The organism is Bradyrhizobium sp. NBAIM03 (assembly GCF_020194055.1).
GTDB classification, from domain to species: domain Bacteria; phylum Pseudomonadota; class Alphaproteobacteria; order Rhizobiales; family Xanthobacteraceae; genus Bradyrhizobium; species Bradyrhizobium yuanmingense.
The window spans coordinates 1-393 of sequence record NZ_JADYVS010000267.1 but is presented as its reverse complement, the minus strand read 5'-3'; the positions used below and the strand labels follow the sequence as shown (position 1 = coordinate 393).

Sequence of the window (393 nt, the reverse complement as noted above, 5' to 3'; positions counted from 1 at the left end):
TCGCCACTGCGGCAATCATGGCCGCCAGCAAGGCGACGAGAGAGAGGAAGCGCTCGGCGCGGTCCAGCGTTTCGCGCATCTGCGGCTGGCCGTTCTGCAACGATTCAACGCGCACGCCACGCAACTGGCGCGTCTTCGCTTCGTTCTCGATCCAAGTGTGGAATGCGCCGGCAGCGGCATCCGGGCCAGCGACCAGCAAGCGGTACGTTACGCGGCTGCCGTAGGTGACGAGGCCTGTCGAGCCCAGGTCTGACATCGACAGCATCACCCGGGGGGCGAAATTCATGAAGCCCGCGCCGCGATCAAGCTCCTGGGTGATGACGTGAGCGACCTTGAAGGTGCGCTTGCCCAGGCGGATCGCATCGCCCACGCGAATGCCGAGCGCTTCGAGCA

1 pseudogene is annotated in these 393 nt (G+C 65.4%); it reads right to left on the bottom strand.

The features are described from left to right. Positions 1 to 393, bottom strand: a pseudogene (locus I6F21_RS38450) (hypothetical protein); the annotation flags it as partial.